Genomic DNA, 19,885 nt, shown 5'->3' on the forward strand with positions numbered 1-19,885 from the left:
TCTCCGTCAGGCGCTCGGCGCGAACGCGTCCACCCCGGTCAGTTCGGCGGAGAGCCGCCACAGACGTGCGGCCTGGACCGGGTCGGTCGCGTGGGCGCTGACGCCGGGGGTGAGCGCGTCGCGGCCCACCTCACCGTCCGTCGGACCGACGGCCGGGCCCGCGGGCTCCGCCACGGCGGCGGGCTCCGCCACGTCGCAGTCCTCGCAGTAGACACCGCCCAGACCCGCCAGGCGCGCGGAGGTAGCTGCCCATACCTGGGTGGCCGCACCCTGCTCGGGCGTCTTGAACGACCCGGCCACGTTCCCGTCCTCGTCCACCCACCCCGCGTCGAGCATCTCCTCGCGCGAGACGTGCCGCGTCAGGGGCGTGAGGATCTCGCCCGGGTGCAGCGCGAACGCCCGCACCCCCGCGTCCCGGCCCAGCGCGTCCAGATGGACGGCGAAGAGCACATTGGCCGTCTTGGCCTGCCCGTACGCCAGCCACTTGTCGTAGCCCCGCGCGAAGTGCACGTCGTCCCAGCGGATTCCGGCGAGCTGGTGGCCGCGCGAGGACACCGCCACCACCCGCGCCCGGCCCGCCGCCAGCGCCGGCCAGAGGCGGTTGACCAGCGCGAAGTGACCGAGGTGGTTGGTGGCGAACTGCGCCTCCCAGCCCGGCCCGACCCGGGTCTCGGGGCAGGCCATGACACCGGCGTTACCGATCATGAGGTCGATGGCACGGCCCGACGCCAGGAAGCGGTCGGCGAAGGCGCGGACGCTGTCGAGGTCCGCCAGGTCCAGGGTGTCGACCTCGGCGCCGGGTCCGACGCCGCCCTCGGCGCCGAGGAGACCCGCCAGTGCCTCCCGCGCGGCGGCGCGGCGCCGCGCGGGCACCACCACCCGCGCCCCGGCCGCCACGAGAGCGCGCGTCGTCTCCAGGCCGAGCCCCGAGTAGCCGCCGGTGACGAGGGCGAGCCGGCCCGTGAGGTCGACGCCCCGCACCACCTCCTGGGCGGTGCTGCGGGGACCGAATCCCGATCCGATCGCGCGCTGCGGTGTCGTCGGGGCGGTCGCGCAGTTCGTGTCGTGCGTGTCGCCCGTGTGGTTCGTACGAGTCGTGGGAGAGGAGGGGTGCGCTGTCATGCCGACGACGCTACGAATTGGAGTGCGCTCTCAGTCAAGCCCCGCTCTTGAGCCCGGCCTTGAGGTCCAGCCCTCAAACCCAGCCCCCTCAAGTCCAGCCCTCAAGTCCAGCCCTCAAGTCCAGCCCTCACGTCCAGTCCTCACGTCCTGCCCTGACCAGTGACCGGCGCGGTGCGCCTCCAGGGGTGCGTGCCCTCCAACTGCGCCACCACGTCGAGGAGCCGGTGCTCGGAGCCCGGGCGGCCAACCAGCTGGACCGAGCCCGGCAGACCCGTCGGCAGCGTGCCGAACGGCATCGCGAGGGCGGGGTACCCCGAGAGGTTCCACGGCGGGGTCATCGGCGAACAGGCCGTGTTGACCAGGACGTTGGCCAGCCAGCCGCGCTCGTGCCAGGCGTCGGCCGCCGGGCCGCGACGGGCCAGCGCGGGCGTCAGCAGGATGTCGTACTCCTCGAAGAACGGCGCCAACCGCCGGTTCAGCGCGCCCCGGTGGTCCGCGCGCAGCATCCCGAGCCGCCCGGCGGCCCGCCCGACCGCCGCGTGGCGCCGGGTGCGCGCGGTGAGCAGCCGCGGATCGAGCCCCTCGGCGTCCTGCGCGGTGCCTCCCGTCCAGCGGGCCAGGACGACCGCGCCGAAGGTGAGGGGGTAGGGCGGATGCGCCACGGACACGCGGTGCCCGGCCGACGCGAGTGCCCGGGCGGCCCGGCGGGCGAGCGCGGCATGGGCGCCGCTCACCCGCACCCCGGCGATCGGGCTGCGCGTGGAGACGGCGATCCTGAGCGGGCGCGGCGGGTCCGCCGGATCGCCGTCGCCGGGCGGTGTCTCGCCCGCCAGTACCGAGAACATCAGCCGCGCGTCGGCCGCCGTCGTCGCCAGCGGGCCGTTCTCCGACATCCCGAACCAGCCACCGCCCAGGTCCGCCGGGACACGTCCGGTACCGGGCTTGAGCCCGACCAGGCCGCAGTGCGCGGCCGGTATCCGCAGGGACCCCATACCGTCGTTGCCCAGCGCGAGCGGCACCAGGCCCGCCGCGACCGCCGCCGCGCCGCCCCCGGACGAGCCACCCGCCGTACGCGACGGGTCCCACGGGTTGCGGGCGATGCCGTGGACCCCGTCGGTGGTCCCGAAGACACACAACTCCGGTACGTGCGTGAGCCCCACCACCACCGCGCCCGCCGCCCGCAGCCGGGCGACGGTGACGTGGTCCTCGGCCGCCGGGGTGTCCGGGGTGGCCGCCGAGCCGTTGCGGGTCGACTCGCCGCGTACCGGAAGGTTGTCCTTGACGGCCACGGGAACACCGGCGAGGGGCAGCCGGGACAGGTCGGTACGGGCACCGACCGCGTCCGCCTCCGCGAGGGCGGCCGCGGCGCGCACCACGCGGAACGCGCCGACGCGTCCGTTCCGCGCGGCGATCGCCGCGAGGTGGTCGGCAACCACCTCGCGCGGGGTGACCACCTTCTGCCGGACGGCCTCGGCCATCTCGACGGCGGTCCGGCCTGCCCACTGGGTCACGGTGGCTCCTCGGCGCTGCTGGCTCGGTCACGACAACGGGAGGCCACTGTGTACGACCCTGGTGGCTTCTGTCGATACCCGTGGATCTCCGCCACCGGCGGAGCCGGAACGGCTGGGTCCTGGACCTGGGCACGGGGTGGGCCCGGAAGACCGCGCGGCGCCGCGCGGCCTCCCTGGGCTCGCGACCCTGACCGGCGCCGCGCCCGGCCGCTTTGTCCTCGGCCGCCCTGACCGCGGATGATGGGAGCCGGGCGACCGACGGGACCGTCGGACGCCCGTCGACCGCGACCCACTCCGAACAGGAGCCTTCTTGTCCTCCCGCCAGCCGCCCCGGCACACCTCCCCGACCCGTACCGGATCACGTGCCGTGGTGCTCGCCCTGACCCTCCCCCTCCTCGCGGCCGTCGCGACCGGCCCGGCCCAGGCACAGCCACGCCCCGCCGTGGCCGCGTCCGCCACCCACCCGGCGCCCCTCACCGCCACCGTGACCGAGGGACAGGTCAGGGAGGTGGCACGGGGCGGTGTGCTCACCTACCCCTCCGTCACCAGCTGTCTGACGGTGACGGTCCGGCTGCGCGGCGGCGGACTGGTCGGCGCCCACGCCAGCCTGTTCCAGGTGCCGGGCGAGCTGCGGTCCGACGAGATCCTGCCCGCGCTGCGCAGGGCCGTGGCCGGGCGGCCCGTCGCCGCCGTCGAGGTCCGGGGCGCGGTGGGCGCCTGGCACCCCGGCTACTTCACGCGGGCGATCGAGGCGTACGGCGAGGGCGAGGCGGTGCCGCAGCCCGAAGGCCGGGACTTCGCGGGGCTGGCCGAGGCGGTCGCGCTCCGGCTGAGGCAGCCGCGCGCCCTCGTGACGGTCGAGGACGTACCGGACGGCGACCAGATCGTGCGCTGACCCGCAGACGCCCCGGGCCGCCCGGAAGAGCGCCGCGGGTGCCTCCGGGGGGTTCGAGGGGTTCGGGGGATATCCCCACCCCGGTCGGCCTGCCTGCCGGATGGGACCACGGGAGACCCTCAACCACCCTTGTCCCATGACGACTTACCGCACCAGGGGCCTCGCGATCGCCCTCACCCTCGCGGCCGCCACCACGGCCCTCACCGCCACCGCCGCCCCGGCGGCCCAGGCCCTCTCCACCGGCGCCGGGGCGCCCGCGCCCGACTCGCTCGACTGGAAGCCCTGCGCCTTCGACGGCGCCGTGAGGGGGCAGGAGTGCGCCTCGCTGCCCGTACCGCTCGACTACGCCCACCCGCGGGGTCCCGGCCTGACCGTCGCCGTGTCCCGGCTGCGCGGTCAGCACCCGGACAAGCGGCGCGGGGCGCTGCTCGTGATCCCCGGCGGGCCCGGCGGCTCCGGGCTGCGGCAACTGGCCGAGCAGGGGCCCGCGTTGCGCACGCAGACCGGCGGCGCCTATGACGTCGTCAGCCTCGATCCGCGCGGCGTGGGCGCCAGCACCACCGCGAGCTGCGGACTCTCCGCCGACGACCGCATGCTGGTGAACCTGCGGTCCTGGCCGGGCCCCGGCGGCGACATCAGCGAGAACGTCGCCCGGTCCCGCCGCGTCGCCGAGGCCTGCGAGCGCAACGGGGGCGCGGTCCTGCGCAGCTTCACCACCCGCAACGAGGTCCGCGACATCGACCGCTTCCGCCAGGCGCTCGGCGAGCGCAGGCTGTCGGCGTACGGCGTCTCGTACGGGACCTATGTGGGCGCGGTGTACGCGCAGTCCTACCCCCAGCACACCGACCGCTGGGTGCTCGACAGCAACGGCGACCCCGACCCGCGCCGCGTCGAGCGCGGCTGGCTGGCGAACATGGCACCGGCGGCCGACATCCGCTTCCCCGACTTCGCGGCCTGGGCCTCGGACCCGGCCCGGGAGCCCCAGGGACTGCGACTGGCCCAACGCCCGTCAGACGTACGGCCGTTGTTCCTCGCGCTGGCGGCGAAGCTCGACGTACGGCCGAGGAAGACGACCACGGACGGGGTCGCGCTCACCGGCAACCACCTGCGCCAGGCGCTCCAGCTGGCCCTCTACTCGGACAGCTCCTTCCCCATGCTGGCGCGCCTGGTCCAGCAGGCCCAGGACCCCACCGCGACACCGGTCCTGCCCCCGCCGCTCGCCGAGCCCCTCAGCGACCAGGACGCGGCGGCCACCGTGGGGGTCATCTGCAACGACGTGAGCTGGCCCCAGCACACACCCGGTACGTACGAGCGGGCCGTCGCGGCCGACCGGCTCCGCCACCCGCTCACGGCGGGCAGTCCGGTCAACATCGTGCCCTGCGCCTTCTTCAAGGAGGGACCCGCCGAGAAGCCGGTCCGGATCACCGGCGACGGCCCGTCCAACATTCTGATGATCCAGGGCCTGCGGGACCCCGCGACCCCGTACTTCGGCGCCCTGAAGATGCGTCGGGTTTGGGGCGACCGGGCCCGTCTGGTCACCGTCGACCACGGCGGCCACGGGATGTACCTGGACAACGGCAACGCGTGCGGCGACCGCGCGGTCACCACGTTCCTCACTACGGGGGAGCGGCCCGAGAAGGACACGTACTGCGCGGGCTGACCCCGGCCCCGGCCCTGGTCCTGGTCCTGGTCCTGGTCCCGGAGAGACCGGTGCGTGCGCGCGGGTGACTCCTCCGTATGCGGCCGGATGTCGTCCGCGTGTGCTGTCGTCCTGCCGTCAGCCCGGCACGGGCGCCGGTTCCGGCCCGAAGCGCCGCCGGTACGCCGAGGGGCTCAGGCCGGTCTCGCGGCGCAGCCGGGAGCGGAGGTTGGCTGCGGTGCCCAGGCCGCTGCTCCGGGCGACCACGTCGAGCCGCCGCTCACCCCGTTCGATGAGACGGCAGGCGAGGGCGATCCGCTCGCCGGTGAGCCAGGCCAGCGGGGTGGTGCCGAGCTGGACGCGGAAGCGGCGGTGCAGGGTGGCGGGGCTGACGGCCGCGCGGGCGGCGAGGTCGGCCACCGTGAGGGGTGCGCCGAGCCGCTCCTGAGCCCAGGCGAGCACCGGCGCCAGCGACTCGTCCGGGGTGTCCGGCACCGGCCGCTCCACGAACTGCCGCTGCCCGCCGTCCCGGTGGGCGGCGAACACCAGCCGCCGGCTCACCGCGTTGGCCACCTCGGCTCCATGGTCCCGGCGCACCAGGTGCAGCCCCAGGTCGAGGGCGGCGGCGCTCCCCGCGGAGGTGAGGATGTCACCGTCGTCGACGAACAGCACGTCCGGCCGCAGGTCGACCGAGGGGAAGCGGGCCCGGAACGCTTCGGCCCACTGCCAGTGCGCGGTGGCCCGGCGCCCGTCGAGGACCCCGGCCTCGGCCAGGGTGAAGGCGCCGCTGCACATCCCGACCAGCCGCGCCCCGCGCGCGTGCGCCCGGCGTACGGCGTCGAGGACGGCGGGGCGCCGGGGTACGTCGGTGTCCGGCCGGTTGGGCACGATCAGGGTGTCCGCGCTGTCGGCCGCGTCCAGCCCCGCGACCCCGGTGAGCGTGAAGAACCCGTCCCGCATCAGGGTGTCCGGCTCCGGTGCGCACAGGATGAAGTCGTAGAGCTCGCGGCCGAGTTCGGGCCTGCGCAGCCCGAACACCTCGGTGACGCAGCCCAGCTCGAAGGGGTTGGAGTTCTCGTCGACGATCACGACGACCCGATGCGTGCGCGTCCCGTGGGTCCCGTGAGAGGAATCTTGCGGCATGTGCGATTTCTAGCACTCACGGCGGGGCGGTGGCACATCCGAGGATGGGTCCATGAGCCACCACCCCGTCACCGACGACACCCTGGCCGCCCGGCCCATCGCCCTCGACCGCGCCCTCGCCTCCTTCGACGCCCTGTGGAGCCCCCGCGTCGTCACCCGCGTCAACGACTACGACGTACGCGTCGCCAAGGTCGAGGGCGAGCACATCTGGCACGTGCACGACCACACCGACGAGTTCTTCCTGGTGGTCGACGGGGAGTTGCGCATCGCGCTGCGCGAGGACGCCGGGGAGCGGACCGTGACCCTGCCGACCGGCTCGGTCTTCACCGTGCCGCGCGGCACCGAGCACAAACCCTCCGCGCCGTCCGGTGCCTCGATCCTCATGTTCGAGCCCAGCGGCACGCTCTCGGTGGGAGACCGCCATGAGGAGGTTCCCGCCCACGTCGACGCGACGACCGGGCACGCGCTCTGACCGCCCGCGTCCGGGCGGAGGGCCGGTGGCGGCGCTGATCGCGTCGCGGGCACGGTGCGCGTGCCGCAGATGAACACCCGCACCGTGAAAGCCCCTTCCCTCCCCGGCTGATCATCTGACATCTTGCGTCCACCACTCGTTTCGTACGACCCGGTAGGTGCCACCCGTGCCTGTCGGGTCATCGGAGGACGCATTGATACCCCCCATATCCAGACGCCCCCGACGCCTCCTGGCCGGGACCGTCGCCCTCGGAGCCGCGCTGACCTTCGCGGCTCCCGCCCTCGCGAGCACCCAGCCCGTCGCCCCGTCCGCCACCGCGCCGGCCCGCGCGACCGCGCCGGTCACGGCCCGCACCACGGCGGCCTGGGCCGCGGGCACCCGCGCCTACCTGGTCATCACCGCCCCCGGTGACACCTCGGCGGTGCGCTCGGCCGTCACCGCCAACGGCGGCACGGTGTTCTCCTCCTTCGACGCGATCGGCGTCATCGTCGCCCACTCCGCCTCCGGCACCTTCGCCGCCACCATGCGGGGCGTCGGCGGAGTCCAGCAGGTCGGCGCCACCCGCACCGCGGACGTCCCGGCCGACGCCTACAACCCGGCGCTTCCCGCCAACCCGGCCCAGTCGACCACCCCGGCCGGTGAGCCGGTGCGCTGGGACATGAGCCAGATCAAGGCCGACCAGGCCTGGGCGGTCTCCACCGGATCGTCCTCGGTGAAGGTGGGCGTCCTCGACACCGGTGTGGACGACCAGCACCAGGACCTCTCCGCCAACTTCGACGCCGCCGACTCCGTCTCCTGCGCCTACGGCAAGCCGGACACCCGCGCCGGCGCCTGGCGCGACGTCGACAGCCACGGCACGCACGTCGCGGGCACGATCGCCGCCGCCAGGAACGGCAAGGGTGTCGTGGGCGTCGCCCCCGGGGTGAAGATCGCCTCGGTCCGCCTCGCGGAGCCGGGCTCGACGCTCTTCTACGCGGAGAACACCGTCTGCGGTCTGATGTGGGCCGGTGACCACGGTTTCAAGGTCACCAACAACAGCTACTACACCGACCCGTGGCAGTTCAACTGCCCGGACAACGCCGACCAGGCCGCCATCATCGAGGGGGTGCGGCGCGCCCAGGCGTACGCCGAGGGCAAGGGCTCCCTCCAGGTCGCCGCCGCGGGCAACTCCAACTACGACCTCGCGAACAAGACGACCGACACCGAGAGCCCCAACGACTCGACGCCCACCACCCGCCGCATCACCAACGCCTGCCTCGACATCCCGACCGAGCTGCCGGGCGTCGTCACCGTCTCGGCGATGGGCAGCGGCAACGTGAAGGCGTCCTACTCCAACTTCGGCAACGGCGTCATCGACGTCGCGGCCCCGGGCGGCGACGGCTCCAACGGCGTCTACTCCACCCTGCCGGGCGGCAAGTACGGCACGAAGAGCGGCACTTCGATGGCCTCCCCGCACGTCGTGGGGGTGGCCGCGCTCCTGGCGAGCACCACCCCGGGGATCACCCCGGCCCAGCTCCGCGACAAGCTGGCCGTCCAGGCCAACGACGTCGCCTGCCCGTCGGACAGCCGGTGCACCGGCACCACCGCCAAGAACGCGTTCTTCGGCGAGGGCCAGGTCGACGCGCTCAAGGCGGTCGGCGGCACCGTCCCGCCGGGCGCGTACTTCGAGAACACGGCCGACGTCGCCATCGGCGACAACACCACGGTGGAGAGCCCGCTCACCGTCAGCGGTGTGACCGGCAACGCCCCGGCCGCGCTCAAGGTGGGGGTGAACATCGTGCACACCTACATCGGTGACCTGAAGGTCGACCTCGTCGCCCCCGACGGCACCGTGTACACCCTGCACAACCACACCGGCGGCAGCGCGGACGACATCCACCAGACGTACACCGTCGACGCGTCCGCGCGGGTGGCCAACGGCACGTGGAAGCTGCGCGTCAACGACAACGCGGGCGGTGACACCGGCCGGATCGACAGCTGGAACCTGACGTTCTGAGACGGTCGGGCCCGCGTACCGGCGGAAAAGGCCCGGGCGTCCACTCCCCGGAGGGAGCGGACGCCCGGGCGTCGTGCTGTTCACCGCACAGCGGTCAGGCCCTGGTCTCCGGGTCCAGGGCGGGCGGCCGGGTGCAGTCGATGACCCGGTCGAGCCAGGCCGGGCCCTTGAGGTAGATGTTGCTGATCCACGCCTTGTAGTCCGGCAGGTACGACCACACGTCGTTGGTGACGCCCTCGGCCGTCACCGACTGCGCGTGCTTCTGGCAGCCGATCCTGACCTGGGTCGGGCCGCTGAAGGTGTTCTTCACGTCGGAGGTGACGTACGGGCGCGCATGGGTGTTCACCCCGGTGCCCCAGGTGCTGAACATACCGTCGGCGCCCGCGCTGGTGCCGCCTCCGCTGCCGGTGTCCGGGTCCAGGGCCGGCGGCCGGGTGCAGTCCATGACACCGTCCAGCCAGGCCGGACCCTTGAGGTAGATGTTGCTGATCCAGGCCCCGTAGTCGGGCAGGTACGACCACACGTCGTTGGTGACGCCCTCGGCCGTCACCGACTGGGCGTGCTTCTGGCAGCTGATCTTCACCGGGGTCGGCCCGGAGAAGGTGCTCTTCACCGCCGAGGTGGTGGAGGGGTGCGCGTGGGTGTTCACGTCGGTGCCCCAGGTGCTGTTGTTGCCGGTCGACGTGCCGCCGCCGCAGTCCGGCACACCGTCGAGCCAGGCCGCGCCCCTGACGAAGATGTTGCTCACCCAGCCGCCCAGGTCGGGCAGGTGCGACCAGGCGTCGTTGGTGATGCCCTCCGCCGTCACCGACTCCGCGTGCTTCTGGCAGTCGATGTGGATGGCGGTGGGCGCGGAGAAGGTGGTGACCACCGAGCCGGAGCGCGAGGGCGTGGAGCGTACGTTGACGCTGTCGCCCCACGTCGAGTGCTCCCCGGAGCCGCTCGCACCGCCGCAGTCCGGCACCCCGTCGAGCCAGTAGGCGCCCTTGACGAAGATGTTGCTGACCCAGCCGTTGTAGTCCGGCAGATGGGACCAGACGTCGTTGGTGATGCCCTCGGCGGTGACCGTCTCGCCGTGCTTCTGACAGTCGATGGTGATCGCCGTCGGACCGGGGAAGGTGGTGACGACCGAGGCCGAACGGGCCGCGGCGGAACGGACATTGATACCCGTTCCCCACGTCATGTGGTTGCCCGAGCCCGCGCCGCCCATGAACCGCAGACCGCCCGCGTAGTCGGCCATGTTGTGGCTGTTCAGGTCCGAGACCATCACATGGGTGTCGGACTCGCGCGCCTCGACGATCTTCCCCGCGCCCAGGTAGATGGCCACGTGGTGCACCGACCGCTTGCCCCAGAACACGATGTCACCCGGGCTGAGCGCCGTGGTGTCCGTGCCGAGCCGCTGCCCGGGCAGGCTGAAGATGCCCGCGGCGGTGGTGTTGCCCATGACGTCGTAGCCCACCGCCTGCGACCAGGCCCACCGCACCAGGCCCGAGCAGTCGAAGCCCTTGCGGTACGGGTCGTTCTTGCTGCGTTCGGGATCCGACTGGTCCACCCACCCGTAGGAGGCACCGGGCGAGGCTCCGTGGCCGCCGCCCCAGCTGTACCAGGTGCCCGCCGCGACCTGCGAACAGGCCGCGTCGATCGCCCGGTTCGCGGCCGGGGAGACCGCGCCGCCGTGGGCGGCGCACCCCCAGGTGTTCTGCCCGTCCGGCGGACCGTACTGCCACGGCCAGTAGAGGTGCCCCATCTCGCAGGGGATGTGGGCGTTGCGCGCCAGGTCGACCGGGTAGCGGCACTGCGAGTCGAGGTGCTCCAGGAAGCCGTCGGGGTACGCCCACTGGTGCCACTCGCCATGGGTGATCCCGTACGACAGGTTCTTGGCGTACTGGTCCCAGATGATGGTGGCGACCGGCGTGTTGTAGGTGAGCCACTCGCTCAGGCTCCACGGCCCGTCGGCCCGTACGTGCAGCAGCAGCGCGCTGTCCGTGCGCTCGATCCAGAACACGATGGCGCGGCCCGCGCCCTCGGAGTGGCCGGGCAGCGAGACCAGCCGGAAGCCGGTGGTGTACACGTCGGTGGCCTGCACCGGGTTCTCGGTGCCGAGGTAGGAGAGCATGCACTTCGCGCCGGGCTTGAGCTGGCCCTGGCAGTCGGTGTCGAAGGCGAAGTACTGGGCGAACCGCCATTCGGCCATCGCCGCGACCTGCCAGGCCGCGGGCTCCGCGGAGCCCTTGTCGACGGATGCCAGGGTGTAGGTGAGCTCGTGCGCGTCGTCCGCCCGGGCGGTGGTGGTGCCGGTGAAGAGCAGGGTGCCGATGGCCATGATGAGACCGGCGGCCAGGGCGAGGGCACGGTGCCACACGCTCCGCGGGCGCCCTGGCGCCCGTGCGACCTGTGAGGTCATGGTTCTCCTTGGTCAGGGGGGTGCGCGTGCCCGTTGGCGGAAAGCCGACCCCCCGGTCGGCCGGGAACGCGCGCACGGATCATAGCGTTGTCTGAGCACGGTCAAAGTGGATCTTGAGGCTGCCCCCGGGAGGCCGGGACAGGTCCACCCGAAGGGCGTCAAAACGCTCCTCCTCTGTGCCGTTTCACACGGGCCGTGAGGGCGAATTTCCATCCAATCGGATGATTTTTGTCAACCTTGCTAGGTAAGTGGGGAGTTAGACAGCAAGGTAGCGAACCCACCCCCCGTCCCCCGGCCCGTCCCCCGTCCCGTTCACGCCCGTGTCGATGTCGCTCTGACGGCCCCAGGCAGCACCCACCCCGTCAGGGCGTGTCGGCATGCTCCGGGTTGTGCGCGGACCCGTACGACGACTTCCGCAGACTTCGAAGAAGACAGAGGTGTTTTGTGATCCGTGTGTGCGCCAGGCCCGCGCTGGCTCTCGTCCTGATGCTCGTCCCCCTGGCCGTCGCACCGACGTCCTCGGCGGCGGCCGCACCTCAGACCCTGACCGTGCTGACCTACAACATCCACCACGGCGCGGACTCCGACAACGCCCTCGCCCTCGACCGGATCGCCGCGGTGGTGAAGGACAGCGGCGCCGACGTCGTGGGCCTCCAGGAGGTCGACCGGCACTACGACGCGCGCAGCGACTTCGTGGACCAGGCGAGCTGGCTCGCGGAGCGCCTCGGGATGCAGGTGGCCTACGGCGCCAACCTCAGCCTCGACCCGCCGCGGGCCGGGGCGCCGCGGCGGGAGTACGGAACCGCGATCCTGTCCCGGTTCCCGGTCGTCGCGGCGCACAACACCCCGCTTCCCCGCCCGCGCCAGGGCGAGCAACGCGGCCTCCTCGAGGCCGACATCGACGTGAACGGCACGGCGGTGCGCGTCCTGAACACCCATCTGGAGCACACCTCGCAGACCGAGCGCCTCGCCCAGGCCGACGCCGTCGGCAACGTCGTCAAGAGCTCCAGCCGTCCCACCCTGCTGATGGGCGACCTCAACGCCCCTCCGGCGGCCGGTGAGGTCGGCGTACTGACCAGGATCCTCGCCGACACGTGGCGCAAGGCGGGGGAGGGCGCGGGATACACCTTCGACGTCCGCAACCCGCGCAAGCGCATCGACTACGTCCTCGCCTCCTCGACCGTGGCCCCCCAGCAGGCGCGGGTCCTCGACAGCGAAGCCTCCGACCACCTGCCGCTCCGCGTCGAAGTCACCCTTCCCTGACCCCTGCGGGCCGACCGAGGAGGCAGTGGGTGTACGGATCGTCCGGGTGCCCGGCGGCCCGCCCTCTTAGAACCCTCTTAAGGGACACGACTATTCACGACCCATGAGATCAATCCTCCCGGCCCCGGCCCGCACACCCCGCCGTGCCGCCGCCCACGGCCTCGCCGCCGTCCTCGCCCTCGCCGCGCTCGCCGGATGCACCACGGCGAACGGCGCCGAGGTCTCCGACCACGCCGGAGACGGCAAGGTGACCGTCCCCGTCCGGGGCGGCACCGCCGTCATCGACACCGTCTCACTGGCCGTACGCGCGCACCCGGCCTCCGGGGGAGAGCTGGAGCTGTCCGCGCCGGCCGCCACCGGCCTCGGCCGGCCCGGCCCGGTCACCCGGATCCGCGGGGGAGCCCGCTGGACGTACCCCGCGAAGGGGTTGACGGTCACGGCCGTCGCCGAGCGCGGGCGGCTGCGCGTCGACATGGCGGCCGGACGCGACGGGGAGGTGCGCTGGCCGGTCACCGGCACCGACGCGTCCGCCTCCGACCTCCAGCTGCCGCGCGGCGAGGGCCTGAACATCCCCGTGGGCGACGCCTTCTGGAGCGCGCCCGAGCGCGGCCTGACCGGTGACCCGATCGACCTGGGCTCCGGCGCCCTCACCATGCCGATGTGGGGATATACGTACGGCGGGCGCGGCGCGAGTTACCTCATCCCCACCGACATCGGCACCTCGCTGCGGTTCGCCTCCCAGGGCGGCCGACTGCGCGGCACGGCCACCCACACCTTCGACCGCGGCGAGGACACCCGCGCGTACACCGTCACCTTCGCCCTCACCGACGGCAACCCGGTGGCCCCGGCCGTCGACTACCGCGACTGGCTCTCCGAGCACGGCCGGCTCGGCAGCCTCCGCGACAAGATCAGGGCCAACCCCGCCGACGGCCGGCTGCTCGGCGCCTTCCACGCCTATCTGTGGGGCGAGGCGCGCACCCCGCGGGGCGTACGGGAGCTGCACCGGCTGGGGGTGAGCCGGATGTGGCTCGGCTACGACGCGGGCAACGCCCCGATGAGCTCCGAGGCCGTGCGCACCGCCGAGAGGAGCGGCTACCTCGTCGGCCCGTACGACTCCTTCGCCAACGGACAGGACCCCGCCACCGCCGACTCCCCGAGCTCGGCGTGGCCGGGCCGGGTCTACCCCGACCACTGCGTGACCGACGCCCGGGGCAAGCCGGAGACCGGGTTCGGCAACCGGGGCTGCTACCTCAGCTCGCAGGCGTTCGAGCAGGCCGAGCCGGGCAGCCACCTCCTCGCCGACCGCACCCGCCACATGGTGGCCAACGGCGCCGACAGCTACTTCCTCGACGTCGACGCGGCCGGAGACCTCTTCCGGGACCACAGCCGCGCCCACCCCATGACCAAGGCGCGGGACCGGGCCAACCGCCTCGCCCGGATGCGGCGCCTCACCGACGGCGGCCTCGTCCTCGGCTCCGAGTCCGCCGGCGCCTGGGCCAACCAGGTCCTCGCCTTCGACCACGGAGCGGCCACCCCCGTCGGCGACGGCCTGTGGCCGCTCCAGCGCGACAAGGAGGTGTGGGGCGGATACGCCCCCGAGAAGGCGCCCAAAACGTTCTTCAAGCCGGTCGACCTGCCCGCCGACCTCGCCCGGGAGATGTACGACCCCGGTACCGCGTCCCGCTGTACGAGACCGCCCTGCACGGCTCGCTCGTCAACGTCGAGCGCTGGGAGCTGTCCTACGGGAAGCTGCCGCGGCAGAAGACGACCCGGGCGATGCTGGCGATGCTCTACAACATCCCGCTGAACTACGTCCTCGACGGCCCGGCCCTGAAGAAGGACGGGCCCGAACTGGCCGCGTTGCAGCGGTACTTCGCCCCGCTGCACCAGAAGGCGGGCACCGAGCGGCTGACGTCCTTCCGCTGGCTGACCGCCGACCGCGCCGTGCAGCGCGCCGTCTTCGGCGCCGGTGTGCTGACGGTGACCGCCAACTTCGGGGCCACCGCGTCCCACGGCGTCCCCGCCGGATGCGTCAGCGCGAAGCTGAAGGGCGACGGCGGGCCGAGGCTGCTGTGCCCGAAGGCGTTGTCCTGACCGGCTTCCGCCGACGCGGTGGGGCGGGTGGTCAGCGGAAGAAGCCCGGCGTCGGCAGGCCCGGGCGGAACGGCATGATCACCTGCTCCAGGTGCCGCTGGATCTGCTCGGCCTCCCGGCGCACGTCGCCAGGGACGTCACCCCGTTCCCGTATGAGCTGGGCGTAGATCGGTACGTCACTGTCGCTGTTCACCGCGCGCTGTCCCTCCTGGCCGCCGGCGCGTCCCGCCGGCGGCACGATTTTAGGCGGTACGGGGGAGCGGTCGGTCACGGCGGGTCGTTTCCCGGTCGGTATCGCGCTCGCCGCGGTCCCCAACAGGCCCTGCCCGCAGCGGTGTTCGGCCCGGGCGGAGATGGCGGGCGCCGAGGGTGACGAGGCAACCGGAGGGCGGACGGCGCCCGCCGTGCGAGGGAGGTCGATCGAGCCGGGGACGCCCCCGCGCACGAGGATCCGGACGGGGCCGCCGGAGCCCCGCGCGTACGCGGGTGACCAGCGGATGGAACGGGCGCCTGCCCATCGCGGCGGTGAGCTATGTTTTGAGCACACATGGCATGAGAAGGAGGCCCGCCGGTGTCATCGGGGCAGAAGGCGCGCGCCCAGGCGGCCGCGATCACGCCGAGCGGGCAGGCGTCGCACCACGAGCGCCCCGCGGCGGACCGGGTCCGGGCCCTCTTCGACGGCCACCGCCTCTCCCCGGGGCAGCGGCGCATCGCCCAGTACCTGATCGACCACCTCACCGAGGCCGTGTTCCTCTCCATCACCGAGCTCGCCGAGCGGGCCGGGGTGAGCCAGCCGTCCGTGACCCGCTTCGCCGTCTCCCTCGGCTACAGCGGCTATCCGGCGCTGCGGGACGTGCTCCAGCCGATCGCGCTGAGCGCGGTCGCCGGCTCGCCGGAGACCCGCGAGGAGATCCGCCACAACGAGCTCCAGGCGGCGGTCGACGCCGAGATCGAGAACCTGGAGAACGTGCGCAGGCTGGTGGCCAACACCAACCAGGTCCTGGAGACCGGCCGCGAGCTGGCCGCTTCGGTCCCGCTCACCGTCCTCGGGCTGCGGATCTCCGTGTCCCTCGCGGAGTACTTCGCGTACGCGGCCCGGCGCATCCACCCCGATGTGCGGCTGGTGACGCGCGGCGGCAGCGTCGCCTACGACGCGCTGCTCCAGTCGCGCTCGGCGGGCGGCACCTGGGTACTGGCCTTCGCCATGCCCCGGCACGCCAAGGAGACCCTGGCCGCGCTGCGGGCCGCCCGCAGCGCCGGGCTGCGCATCGCGCTGATCACGGACACCACCCTGGGGCCGCTGGTCGACGAGGCGGACGTGGCCTTCACCGCGGGCACCGGGTCGCGGCTGGTGTTCGACTCGTACGCGGCGCCGGGTGTGCTCGCGGCAGCTCTTCTCCAGGCCATGGCGGACGCCGATCCGGAGCGGACCCAGGCGCGCCTCGAAGAGTACGAGCAGGCCGCCGACCAGCACGGTTTCTTCCTGTAGGACCCGATTCGGGCCCGTTTCCCCGGTGGGGCTCCTTGGGATCTTCACACCGTACGGGCGCATGAATTTTTTCATACCCTTGTTTACTCAACGGTATATATGTTTACTGAGGCGGAGGCGATCCCCCCGATCCCCCAGATGCCAAGGAAGGCGCTTCCCCACGCCCTCCCAGAACGGACAGCCGACGTGACGCCCCCCTCCTCGCGTCAGCCGGACGTCCGATCCAGGCTTTCGGATCCGGGCGGACGCCCACGGGCGGCCTCGGCCAACCCCTAGGCCGGGGCCGCCCCCTCCCCACCTCTCGATCAGAGTTCGACAACTTCGGAAGCGACGAGAATGCCCCACACGGCCCCCACCATCGCGCTCAGCCCGGACTGGCCCTGTCAGGTCAAGGAACCCGGGACGCGGGACTGGGAACGCACCGCGACCCGCTGGCTGCGCGACCTGCTGCCGGCCCGCTACGCCGGCTACTCACCGCTGACGCGCCACCACGTCATCCTCGCCCGGCACGCGCAGCTCCAGCTCCAGCACGAGATGCGCGCGGTCCGGGTCGCCCTCCAGACCAGCCGCGCCGAACTGCCGACGCTGGGCGTCGCGGAGGCGGTCATCGAGAACACCATCCGCATGTACGCGACGGAGCTGGACCAGCTGGGCCGGCTCGCCCGCGGGGTGCGCCTGGTGACGGACGCCCTGATGGGCGACCACCCGGCCCACCGCAGGGTGTAGGCCCCTGCCCCGCCGCTCAGGTCACGGCCGCGCCCAGCGCCACGAACCCGCAGATCAGCACGGCCAGAATGACCAGCAGGGGCCAGACGAACCGCAGGTACTTGTCGTAGCCGACCTTGGCGAGGGCGACCCCGCCGATCGTCACCGCCGTCGTCGGCACCCACAGGTTCATCCAGCCGCTCGCCGCCTGCCAGGCGGTGACGACCACCGCGCGCGAGACGCCCGCGAAGTCGGCCAGCGGGGCGAGGATCGGCATGGCGAGGGTGGCGTGGCCGGAGGTGGAGGGGATCAGGAAGGCCAGCGGCAGGTTCACCACGAAGACGATGATGGCGAACACGCCGGACGAGGTGCCCTTCACCACGCCCTCGATGGAGTGCAGGACCGTGTCCGTGATCCGCGAGTTGTTCATGATCACAGTGACCCCGCGGGCCAGCATGATGACGAGCGCGGGGGAGACGAAGTCCCCCGCCCCCTGGACGATCGTCGAGCTGGTCTTCTGCTCCCCGAGCCGGGCCACCATGCCGACGAGTACCGCCGCGCACAGGAACAGGGCCGCCAACTGCGGGAAGGACCAGCCCAGTTCGAAGGAGTACGGTGTGGCGTCGGCCTTGCCCGTCAGCGCGCTCGACCACGGCACCACCGAGAAGATCATGAAGGCGAAGACGAGGCCGAGCACCACCAGCACGGCTTTGTGCGTGCCGGTGAGGCGCGGGGCCTCGCCCGTGTCCGTCGCCGTCCGCTCGCGGTCCCCGGGCAGGAATCCGCTCAACGAGCGCCCGGGCACCTTCTGGACGCGCCGGGCGTAGCGCACGACGTAGGCGATGGTGACCGCCGTGAGCACCAGCCACATCACGAAGCGCAGCACGATGCCGTCGCCCAGCGAGATGTCGGCGGCGGAGGAGGCGACGCCCGTGGCGAAGGGGTTGACGGTCGAACAGAGCACGCCCACCCCGGCGCCCAGGATCGCCGTGCCGACCGCCACCATCCGGTCGTAGCCGAGCGCCAGCATCATCGGCACGAGCAGTCCGTAGAACCCGAGCGTCTCCTCGGCGAAGCCCTCCACCGTGCCCAGCACCGAGAAGACCAGCATCACCCCGGCGATCAGCAGGGCGCCGCGGTCGCGCAGCCGGTGGGCGAGGCGCTCGATGCCCCGGTCGAGCGCCCCGGTGGCGAAGACGACGGTGATGAACGCGCCGATCGCCAGGACGAACAGGAACACGCCCGCGCTGCCGTACAGATCACCGGTCAGATCGGGGCCGACCGCGCCGGAGGTGGAGTCCCGGATGCCGTACAGACCGTTGACCGGGGCCAGGAAGAGGTCGTTGAGGCGGTCGACGAAGCTCTGGCCGGAGGAGACCCGGTGATAGGTGCCCTGGACGGGGGCGCCCTTGTCGTTGCGGTCGTACTGGCCCGAGGGGATGAGGAAGGCGAGCAGCCACACGGCGACGGTGACGATCGCGAGGACGGTGAGCGCGCTCGGAAACGCGAGCCTGCGCTTCGGCGGCGGGCCGGGCGGCTCGGTCGAGGCGGTGCCGCCAGGCCCCGGGGGACCGCCCGGCTCACCGGGTCCGACCGGTTCCAGCGGTGTACCGCCCGGTCCTCCCGGATCGACCGGCCCAGCGGACCCGCCGGACCCCGCAGACCCCCCGGTCCCAGCCGTCCCGCCGGTCCCGGCCGTCCCGCCGGGGCCGCCCGCGCCGTCCACGCCGCTCACCGGCCAGCCCCGGCCCCGCCGTGCGCGTCGCCCCGGGTGAAGTCCTCCGCGTACTCGCGGACGAACGCGGCCATGGCGATCACGGTGCTGCGCAGTTCGGAGAAGAGGACCCGTTCGTTGGGGGCGTGCAGGTTGCACATGCTGTCCTGGGCCCCGAACAGCAGCACCTCCGCGCCCGGCGCCGCCTCGGCCAGGCCGTTGACCAGCGGGATGGAGCCGCCCGTGGCGACATACGAGGCCTCCTCGCCCCACGCCTCCTTCAGCGCGGTGAGCGCGGCCCGGTAGGCCGGGCCGCCGGTGGCCGCCTCGAATCCGGGTCCGGTGTCGCCGGGGGTGACGGTCAGCGGGATGCCGTAGGGGCGCAGCGCGCGCAGATGGTCGACGAGCCTGCGCTGTGCCTCGCGCGGGTCCTGGAGCGGATGGAAGCGCAGGTTCAGCTTGGCCCGGGCATAGGGGACCACCGCCGAGGCGGCCTGCTCGACGGCCGGCGCGTCCAGGCCGATCACGGTGATCGCGGGCCCGCTCCAGAGCCGTTCACCGAGCGACCCGGATCCGATCAGGGGAAGCCCCTCCCGTACGCCCGCCAGCGAACGGAACTCCTCCTCCGTGTACGTCGTCCCGGTCCACGGGTCGCGGCGCAGGCCCTGAACGGCCACGTCGCCGTGCAGGTCGTGCAGCGTGGCCAGGGCCTTGAGCAGGGCCAGCAGCGCGTCGGGCGCCGCCCCGCCGAACTCGCCGCTGTGGCGCGGCTCGTCCAGGGTGCGCACCTCGACCGTCACCTCTGCCGCCCCGCGCAGCCCGGTGGTCAGGGTCGGGGTGCCGGGGCGGAGGTTGCCGAGGTCGGCGACGACCATCGCGTCGCAGGCGAACCGCTCGGGGTCGGTCGGCGGGTAGGTGTCGAAGGCGCTGCCGTACTCCTCCTGCCCCTCGATGACGATCGTGACGCCGACGGGCGGCCGTCCCCCGTACACCCGCAGCATCCCGAGGTGGGCGATGACGTTGGACTTGTCGTCCGCGATGCCCCGGGCCCGCAGCCCGCCCTCGACGGGCGTCGGCTCGAACGGCGGGGAGAGCCACAGGGTCCGGTCGCCCGGGGGCTGGACGTCGTAGTGGCCGTAGAGCAGCACGGTGGGCGCGTCCGGGGACGGGGCGGGGATCCGCCCGTAGACCACCGGGGCGGTGCCGGGGAGGTCGAGCCGTTCGATGTGGGGCACCCCGGCGTCCCGGAGCAGCTCCACCACCAGGTCGTGCGCCTCCTCGACGGGGCCGGGCGGAAAGCCGGGGAAGGCGATCGAGGGGATCGCCGCCAGCCGTTCCAGGTCGGCGCGGAGCCCGTCCATGAGGCCGTCGACCCGGGTTTCCAGCTCCATCGCGCGCCGCCCTGACTGCCGCTCCGCCACCGCGCCCGGCGCCCGGA

Annotated in this window: 14 protein-coding genes and 1 pseudogene; 8 read left to right on the forward strand and 7 right to left on the reverse strand. The window is 73.1% G+C overall.

The features are described 5' to 3' along the window. Positions 1-6: 6 nt before the first annotated feature. Both AC069K_RS08255 and AC069K_RS08260 read right to left on the reverse strand, forming a co-directional pair. Positions 7-1,122, reverse strand: coding sequence for an oxidoreductase (locus AC069K_RS08255; RefSeq protein WP_478613442.1), 1,116 nt, complete (start codon positions 1,120-1,122; stop codon positions 7-9). A 140-nt stretch (positions 1,123-1,262) separates the two neighbouring features. Next, complete coding sequence (locus tag AC069K_RS08260; RefSeq protein WP_478613444.1) at positions 1,263-2,633, reverse strand: amidase; 1,371 nt, start codon at positions 2,631-2,633, stop codon at positions 1,263-1,265. A gap of 310 nt (positions 2,634-2,943) precedes the next feature. Here AC069K_RS08260 and AC069K_RS08265 point away from each other — a divergent pair, with 310 nt between their 5' ends. Both AC069K_RS08265 and AC069K_RS08270 read left to right on the forward strand, forming a co-directional pair. Continuing rightward, positions 2,944-3,528 (forward strand): hypothetical protein, encoded by a 585-nt coding sequence (locus tag AC069K_RS08265; RefSeq protein WP_478613447.1) that lies wholly within the window; start codon positions 2,944-2,946, stop codon positions 3,526-3,528. A 136-nt stretch (positions 3,529-3,664) separates the two neighbouring features. After that, positions 3,665-5,188, forward strand: coding sequence for an alpha/beta hydrolase (locus AC069K_RS08270; protein WP_478613450.1), 1,524 nt, complete (start codon positions 3,665-3,667; stop codon positions 5,186-5,188). Between the two features lie 117 nt (positions 5,189-5,305). On the opposite strand, the gene AC069K_RS08275 is transcribed toward AC069K_RS08270, so the two are convergent. Further along, the gene (locus AC069K_RS08275; RefSeq protein ID WP_478613453.1) at positions 5,306-6,310 is read right to left on the reverse strand and encodes a GlxA family transcriptional regulator; all 1,005 of its coding nucleotides are present in this window, start codon (positions 6,308-6,310) and stop codon (positions 5,306-5,308) included. A gap of 52 nt (positions 6,311-6,362) precedes the next feature. Here AC069K_RS08275 and AC069K_RS08280 point away from each other — a divergent pair, with 52 nt between their 5' ends. Beyond that, complete coding sequence (locus AC069K_RS08280; protein WP_478613456.1) at positions 6,363-6,782, forward strand: cupin domain-containing protein; 420 nt, start codon at positions 6,363-6,365, stop codon at positions 6,780-6,782. Between the two features lie 193 nt (positions 6,783-6,975). Beyond that, complete coding sequence (locus AC069K_RS08285; RefSeq protein ID WP_478613458.1) at positions 6,976-8,778, forward strand: S8 family peptidase; 1,803 nt, start codon at positions 6,976-6,978, stop codon at positions 8,776-8,778. A gap of 94 nt (positions 8,779-8,872) precedes the next feature. On the opposite strand, the gene AC069K_RS08290 is transcribed toward AC069K_RS08285, so the two are convergent. Next, positions 8,873-11,182: an NlpC/P60 family protein gene (locus tag AC069K_RS08290; RefSeq protein ID WP_365107776.1), complete on the reverse strand. Its 2,310-nt coding sequence runs from the start codon at positions 11,180-11,182 to the stop codon at positions 8,873-8,875. A gap of 453 nt (positions 11,183-11,635) precedes the next feature. Between AC069K_RS08290 and AC069K_RS08295 the strand changes: the two genes are divergently transcribed. Both AC069K_RS08295 and AC069K_RS08300 read left to right on the forward strand, forming a co-directional pair. Next, entirely contained in the window at positions 11,636-12,445 is an 810-nt protein-coding gene (locus AC069K_RS08295) for an endonuclease/exonuclease/phosphatase family protein (protein ID WP_478613463.1), read from the forward strand. Between the two features lie 1,054 nt (positions 12,446-13,499). Next, a pseudogene (locus tag AC069K_RS08300) lies at positions 13,500-14,539 on the forward strand (glycoside hydrolase). A 31-nt stretch (positions 14,540-14,570) separates the two neighbouring features. Here AC069K_RS08300 and AC069K_RS08305 read toward each other — a convergent pair. Next, the gene (locus tag AC069K_RS08305; protein WP_358835241.1) at positions 14,571-14,732 is read right to left on the reverse strand and encodes a hypothetical protein; all 162 of its coding nucleotides are present in this window, start codon (positions 14,730-14,732) and stop codon (positions 14,571-14,573) included. 378 nt (positions 14,733-15,110) lie between these two features. On the opposite strand from AC069K_RS08305, the gene AC069K_RS08310 reads away from it, so the two are divergent. Both AC069K_RS08310 and AC069K_RS08315 read left to right on the forward strand, forming a co-directional pair. Continuing rightward, on the forward strand, positions 15,111-16,028 hold the full coding sequence (locus tag AC069K_RS08310) for a MurR/RpiR family transcriptional regulator (RefSeq protein WP_358835242.1): 918 nt from the start codon (positions 15,111-15,113) through the stop codon (positions 16,026-16,028). Between the two features lie 336 nt (positions 16,029-16,364). Then, on the forward strand, positions 16,365-16,754 hold the full coding sequence (locus tag AC069K_RS08315) for a hypothetical protein (protein ID WP_358835243.1): 390 nt from the start codon (positions 16,365-16,367) through the stop codon (positions 16,752-16,754). A gap of 16 nt (positions 16,755-16,770) precedes the next feature. Here AC069K_RS08315 and AC069K_RS08320 read toward each other — a convergent pair whose 3' ends face one another. Then, positions 16,771-18,468 (reverse strand): YfcC family protein, encoded by a 1,698-nt coding sequence (locus tag AC069K_RS08320; RefSeq protein ID WP_478613467.1) that lies wholly within the window; start codon positions 18,466-18,468, stop codon positions 16,771-16,773. Then, a complete protein-coding gene (locus AC069K_RS08325) occupies positions 18,465-19,838 on the reverse strand; it encodes a M20/M25/M40 family metallo-hydrolase (RefSeq protein ID WP_478613470.1) in 1,374 nt (457 codons plus the stop codon). The genes AC069K_RS08320 and AC069K_RS08325 overlap by 4 nt, the downstream gene beginning before the upstream one ends. Positions 19,839-19,885: the final 47 nt, after the last annotated feature.

The organism is Streptomyces sp. NPDC043908 (assembly GCF_056435525.1).

Bases quoted from the DNA above. Each gene is read 5' to 3' on its own strand.
- AC069K_RS08315 (WP_358835243.1), top strand. From the start codon at position 16,365: ATGCCCCACACGGCCCCCACCATCGCGCTCAGCCCGGACTGGCCCTGT.
- AC069K_RS08325 (WP_478613470.1), bottom strand. From the start codon at position 19,838: ATGGAGCTGGAAACCCGGGTCGACGGCCTCATGGACGGGCTCCGCGCC.
- AC069K_RS08280 (WP_478613456.1), top strand. From the start codon at position 6,363: ATGAGCCACCACCCCGTCACCGACGACACCCTGGCCGCCCGGCCCATC.
- AC069K_RS08270 (WP_478613450.1), top strand. From the start codon at position 3,665: ATGACGACTTACCGCACCAGGGGCCTCGCGATCGCCCTCACCCTCGCG.
- AC069K_RS08255 (WP_478613442.1), bottom strand. From the start codon at position 1,122: ATGACAGCGCACCCCTCCTCTCCCACGACTCGTACGAACCACACGGGC.
- AC069K_RS08290 (WP_365107776.1), bottom strand. From the start codon at position 11,182: ATGACCTCACAGGTCGCACGGGCGCCAGGGCGCCCGCGGAGCGTGTGG.
- AC069K_RS08275 (WP_478613453.1), bottom strand. From the start codon at position 6,310: ATGCCGCAAGATTCCTCTCACGGGACCCACGGGACGCGCACGCATCGG.